General features: G+C 47.6%; 4 protein-coding genes. All 4 read right to left on the reverse strand.

Annotation, left to right across the window (positions count from 1 at the left end):
- Positions 1 to 60 precede the first annotated feature (60 nt).
- The 4 genes from V7Z60_RS08545 to V7Z60_RS08560 all read right to left on the reverse strand — a co-directional run bounded on the left by V7Z60_RS08545 (position 61) and on the right by V7Z60_RS08560 (position 5,123).
- The gene (locus tag V7Z60_RS08545; protein WP_334117406.1) at positions 61 to 1,890 is read right to left on the reverse strand and encodes an alpha amylase N-terminal ig-like domain-containing protein; all 1,830 of its coding nucleotides are present in this window, start codon (positions 1,888 to 1,890) and stop codon (positions 61 to 63) included.
- Between the two features lie 47 nt (positions 1,891 to 1,937).
- Positions 1,938 to 2,747, reverse strand: coding sequence for a maltodextrose utilization protein MalA (locus V7Z60_RS08550; protein WP_334117407.1), 810 nt, complete (start codon positions 2,745 to 2,747; stop codon positions 1,938 to 1,940).
- 208 nt (positions 2,748 to 2,955) lie between these two features.
- Complete coding sequence (locus V7Z60_RS08555; protein WP_334117408.1) at positions 2,956 to 3,831, reverse strand: sugar ABC transporter permease; 876 nt, start codon at positions 3,829 to 3,831, stop codon at positions 2,956 to 2,958.
- Between the two features lie 8 nt (positions 3,832 to 3,839).
- A complete protein-coding gene (locus V7Z60_RS08560) occupies positions 3,840 to 5,123 on the reverse strand; it encodes a carbohydrate ABC transporter permease (RefSeq protein ID WP_334117409.1) in 1,284 nt (427 codons plus the stop codon).
- Positions 5,124 to 5,485 lie beyond the last annotated feature (362 nt).

A 5,485-nucleotide genomic window follows, 5' to 3' on the forward strand; every position in this document is an offset into this window, starting at 1 on the left:
CGCTGATCACTCGCGCCCCTCCTTATCTACCGCCTTGTTAAGCGGCTGGTCTTCACACCTTCACATTTCCACAATCACAAACCCATGCTTGCCAAGGCGCGAATCCTTTTCCATCAGATTCTGACTCAAAAGCAATCTGGCATTCTTCGGTGTCACGATTCGGATGCTGCCGTAGCCCAGATTGAAGCAGCAGAACAGCTGCTGACTGCCAAGTCTTCGCATAAACGTGACGAAGCCCGTCTTGTTGCTGCACTGTCCCCATTCAAAGCTGCCCCTGGTCAAAATCTCGCTGTATTTTCTTCTGATTGCGGTCAAGTGCGAAACAAAACGCGTCATCGTAACGTTTTGCTTTTCCTTTTCCCACTTCATCGTCGGTTGCAGGGACGGACTCTGACTCGCGTTTAAAAACGGCTGTTCACCGGAAGCTTCATCCTTCTTTTCAGCTTTTACCGACAGCAGATTCTCGGTTCCGTACAAGCAGCATGGAGCCTGAATCTGCATGAAGGAAAAGGCAAGCAATGATCTCAAAAGTTCTTCATTTCCGCCGCATGCGTCGATCAGACGAATCGTATCCGGTGCATCAAACTCCAATATGTCGCAGGAAAGAGCAGCGGAACGACGCCTTGAAGCGACTCTTACCTGTAAGTCGCTCAAGTCAACGGGTGTCACGTCCCCCTTGATGAACGCATCGGCAATTTCGAATGAGTACGAATTCGAGAAAACGGCATCAAGCACATTTTCTGAAACGTCATTTGCCTTGAGACGTCCCTTGGAAACCAGCATGACGCTCGGATCAAGCACGCGCAGCTCGTCTTTTAAGCGTTGCTTGAACGAATCCGGCAGCTCGTCTGCATTGTTCAAGCACCATGCATCGATTCCGAAATTCCTCGTCCAGTACCTGAAGACATTGCTGAACATGTCCTGAACCTCTGCATTTTCAAAATTAAGCCTTGGCTGATGGGGATTGTCGTCAACGGCCTCATAAGTCAGCATCTTGGCGTAATCGGGAATGTCGCTTGGAACGTAGCGGACAGGATACTTGTCGATCAGGAACCACCTGGAATAAGACGAGCGCTCGCTATAGTGGCGGACGTCCTGCCATTCGAGCGAAAAATCGCTCAAGTGGTCGCAGCAGATGTCCATCATCACGTGCATCCCGCGATTGTGTGCAGCTTCAACCAGTTTCTTCAAGGTTTCCTTCGTGCCGAAATTCCTGTCAACCTGAAAAAAGTCAATCGTATCGAATTTATGTCCTGAATATGCGGAAAACACCGGTGTCAAATACAGTCCGTTGAACCCGAGCTTCTGCAGATGATCCAGATGATCGATGATTCCCTGCAGATCTCCTCCGAAAAGGCTTGCCTTCGTCGGATCCTTGCTCCAGTCGTCAGCACCCTTGGGATCGCTCGTTTCGTCCCCGTTGGCAAAACGATCCGGCATCACGCGGTACCACACGGTTTTCTGAGCCCAGTCGCTTGAAATTTTCTGACTGCCCTTATTCAGATAAGGGGTAATGAATCCCCGCATCTGAGCGACGTTTTGAAGGTTGAAGATCTTCAGCGAGCTTTCATCGTAAAGGTATTCACCATCCGTTGCGTCGAGCATTCTGAATGCGTACTTGATGCGATGCCTGGACGGGACCGGCAGCAATGCCTCCCAGTAGTCAAACTCGCCATTTGCCAAGTATCTCGTCATTTCAAGCTGGTCAAAGGCCCAGGTATTGCCCTCGATATTTCTCAGTGCTTCCGCGCAGGGAGCACCGTAAATCACCCTGATTCGTGCAAAATCGCCATGCCTTGTCTTCAAGCGCACGCAATACCTGTTTTGTCTGGTCAAATAGCCCATTTCGCTTTCCGGGCGATGAAAAACTGCCGCTTTGTCCATCTTCATTACCTCACCTGATTTTCTACTACTTACATTATACCTTAAAAATCAAGTTATTTGCGTTTTTCAACGTAGTAATCATTGAAGTGAGTCTTTGTATATACGACAAGCATCAAAATGATTGCAACAACCGATTGCACAGCTGTCATCAATGACAAGTCAAAATGCAGGGTTCCGAAAATGAAGGCCAGCAATGATGCCGGTCCCAAAACGTTCAGCATGACGTTGACCGCTTCCCTGAAGCTTCCAATCGTAATCATCGGACTCTTTCTTGCAAGCCATAAGGCGATGCTTCCGACAAGAATAATCAGGATATCCGTCATCAGGAATATGGATCCCACGAGAAACATCATCGAAAATGCAATTGCCGCCTTGTTTCTCAAATACCACGTCCTGACAATCTGGTCTTTCAGCCTGCCTTCATTCGGCGCATATTTTTCATCATAGAAAATCTTGTAGGTTACCTTGCGATCTCTCAAATAGAAGAACTTATCGCACATGACGACTGCAGATTTGGCCCTGTCCACCTGTTTTCTGGACAAATTAATGCCAATCAGGCGTCCTTTTTCATTTTTGAGGACCTGCGACTTCTTGAATGAATATTCATCTTTGGCATACGATGCAGTCTTGGCAATCTGCTGCAGCTCCCTGTCATTCAACATTTGCGAAACCTCGGGCATGTACTCGCCGATGTCGACCGTCGTCTTTTGCTGATAATAAAGCGGAACCGGCGTCAAGACAAGCGCAAACAGGAAAACGAACACCAGAATCAGCTGCCACCACTTCATTGACTTGCGATGCGTAAACATTTTTACAGGTGACGTACATGCTTCGAAATAGTTTGCCGGAAATGCATCTTTCATTATAAAAACCTCGTTTCAATACTTTATATAGATATTTTAACACTTTTGCAATCGCTTGCAAAGCCGATGAATCAACTTTCACTAAATACGCAGCCCTGCATTTTCCAAAACAAAAGGAAGCCGGGATTCTTTCCCGGCCTCCGTAGCAATTAATTAAACTAAAGGAGTGCATGGGAGAAAGTTAGCTCCCATGCCTCCGAAACTTCCGTCAGCCCTTGGCGCCACCGGCCGTCAAACCGGTTACGAAGTATCTTTGCAGGTAGAAGAACAATGCGCAGATCGGAAGGGCAATCAGGATGGCGCCTGCGGCAAACAGGGCAACCTGCTGGTTCTTCGGATCTGAAATGAATTCCTGCAGCCCGACGGCAACCGTCAGATTCTGCTCTTCACGAAGCAGGTAGCGAGCCGTCATGTAATCGCCGAACGGTCCCATGAATGCCCACAGAGCCTGAACCGCAATCATCGGCTTGACAAGCGGCATGACAATCTTCCAGAAAATCGTGAAGTTGCCGGCACCGTCAAGTTTGGCCGATTCGTCAAAATCATAAGGCACGGTGTCAAAATACCCTTTCATCAGCCAGGTATTCATCGGAATGCCTCCGCCAATGTAAATCAAAATCAGGAACCAGTCGTGATCGAGTCCGTTGAGCAGCATGCCCAGAACGTAGTATGCAGTCAGAGCAGCCATCGTCGGAATCATTTGAACGACGAGGAAGAAGGTCAGGGACCACTTCTTGCCGGCAAAGTTATAACGTGAATACGTGTACCCTGCAAGGGTAATGACGGCAACCTGAATGACCATCGTAAAGATGGAAATGATGAGCGTATTTCCGTACCAGGTGCCATAAAGCGTATTTGTAAACAGTTCCTTGAAGTTGTTCAATGTCCATGGTCCGCTGAAATCAAGCGTAAAGGCAACAACGTCGCTGCTCTTGAATGCAGTCATCGTTGTTATCAGCAGCGGATAGACAATGATTATCGAAAGCAGGATCATGTACAGATACGTGAAGAAATGCTTCAGGAAACGGTTTCTCCTGATTGAGCTTTGCTTTTTGACTTTTATTTGTTCAGCCATCTTAATCATTCCCCTCTCTAATCCATGTCAAAGGCATGCGACTTCTTGAATACAAACAATGAAACTGCAATGACGATTGCTGAAATAATCAGCGTAATCGCAGAAGCAAGACCGTATTGCGGGGTATTACCGGTCGTCAGCTTATAGATCCATGAAATCAGGATATCAGTATTTCCGGCACCACCGCCGACGTCTCCGGGACCACCGTTGTTGAACAGATAGATGATGGAGAAGTTGTTGAAGTTGAACGTATATTGTGTCACAAACGTTGGTGCGGCAACGGCCAGAATTGCAGGCAGCGTGATGTGATTGAACTTCTGCAGGGACGTTGCGCCGTCAATCGTCGCAGCTTCATACAAATCATCGGAAATCGACTGCAGGATACCGGTTACCAGCACGTAAATGTACGGGAACCCAAGCCAGCCTTGAATCATAATCAGGGCAACCTTTGTCCAGAACGGATCGGTCATCCAGCTGATCTGCGGGATGTGAACCGGCAGGAAGTGATTCAGGAACGGGATTACCTGCACGTTGATTGCACCGGCTGAATCATTGAAGATGTTTGAAAAGCTCATGATTGTGACAAATGCAGGAACGGCCCATGGCAGCAGGAAGATGATTCCGAAGATCTTCTTGCCTTTGATGAAGTCCTGGTGAGCAACAACGGCCGTGAAAATTCCGATTACGATTTGAAGCGTTGAAGCACACAACGTCCAGATTACCGTCCATCCAAAGACTGCACCAAACGTTGCACGATAGGAGCTGAGCGTAAACATGTCGTGGAAGTTCTGAATCCCGATCCATGAAATAAGCGATGCAGGCGGAATATGGTTAAAGTCATAATTCGTAAATGCCATGAGCAGTGTTACGAAAACAGGCAGAATGATCGTGAAGATCATCAGAATATATGCTGGAAACGTCAGTAGATAAGGAAATCCGTCAGTCGTAAGTGAAGTCCACATTTCCTTCCAGGTCCTGGGAACGTCCTTGCCTCGATTGATTGCTTCTGCTGTTTTTCCGGCATCTCTGACATTGGCAACATAAAACATCAAGAAGATGACCGTGATTAAAAATTGCAGCGTTCCCCGAACCAGCAGGAACATCGAATTATCTCTTCCGGCAACCGTCCCGAGCGTAACAAGCCCAACCAGGGCATTAAACCCGAAGACGGCCATTTCAATTATGAAAAGAGCAAAGATGCCTAAAAAGATGATTCCCTTAGGTTTTTGACCATTTTTAAATTGGCCGAGTCCGGGAATCAGAGAAAGCCACATTGTTTTCTTTGGATTCAACTTTTCCATTTAAATCCCACTCCTTTAAAACGACATAAATAATTGCTGTTGGCGAAAGCAAAAGCCTTCATAATCAAAGAGTCTGGCTGACTGCCAAACTCTTCTGAAAAAATATTTGAAAAACATCAAGATGAACAATTTTGTCAGGCGGACTCAAAGCCTGCGTACGGGCTCATGACCGCTCGCTTCCACACCTTGGCCTAATCAGGTTCCAGCTCGCATTCCCCCTATCGCAACCAAGGACTCCCTAACCGAGGCAAGCTCGCCTTCGGTCGCCCAAAGCTTGCGTACGGGCTCATGACCGCTCGCTTCCACACCTTGGCCTAATCAGGCTCAGACCAGCAACAAGGCTCATGATAAGTTCGTGCCGC

The organism is Ligilactobacillus sp. (assembly GCF_036846325.1).
Taxonomy (GTDB): Bacteria; Bacillota; Bacilli; order Lactobacillales; family Lactobacillaceae; genus Ligilactobacillus.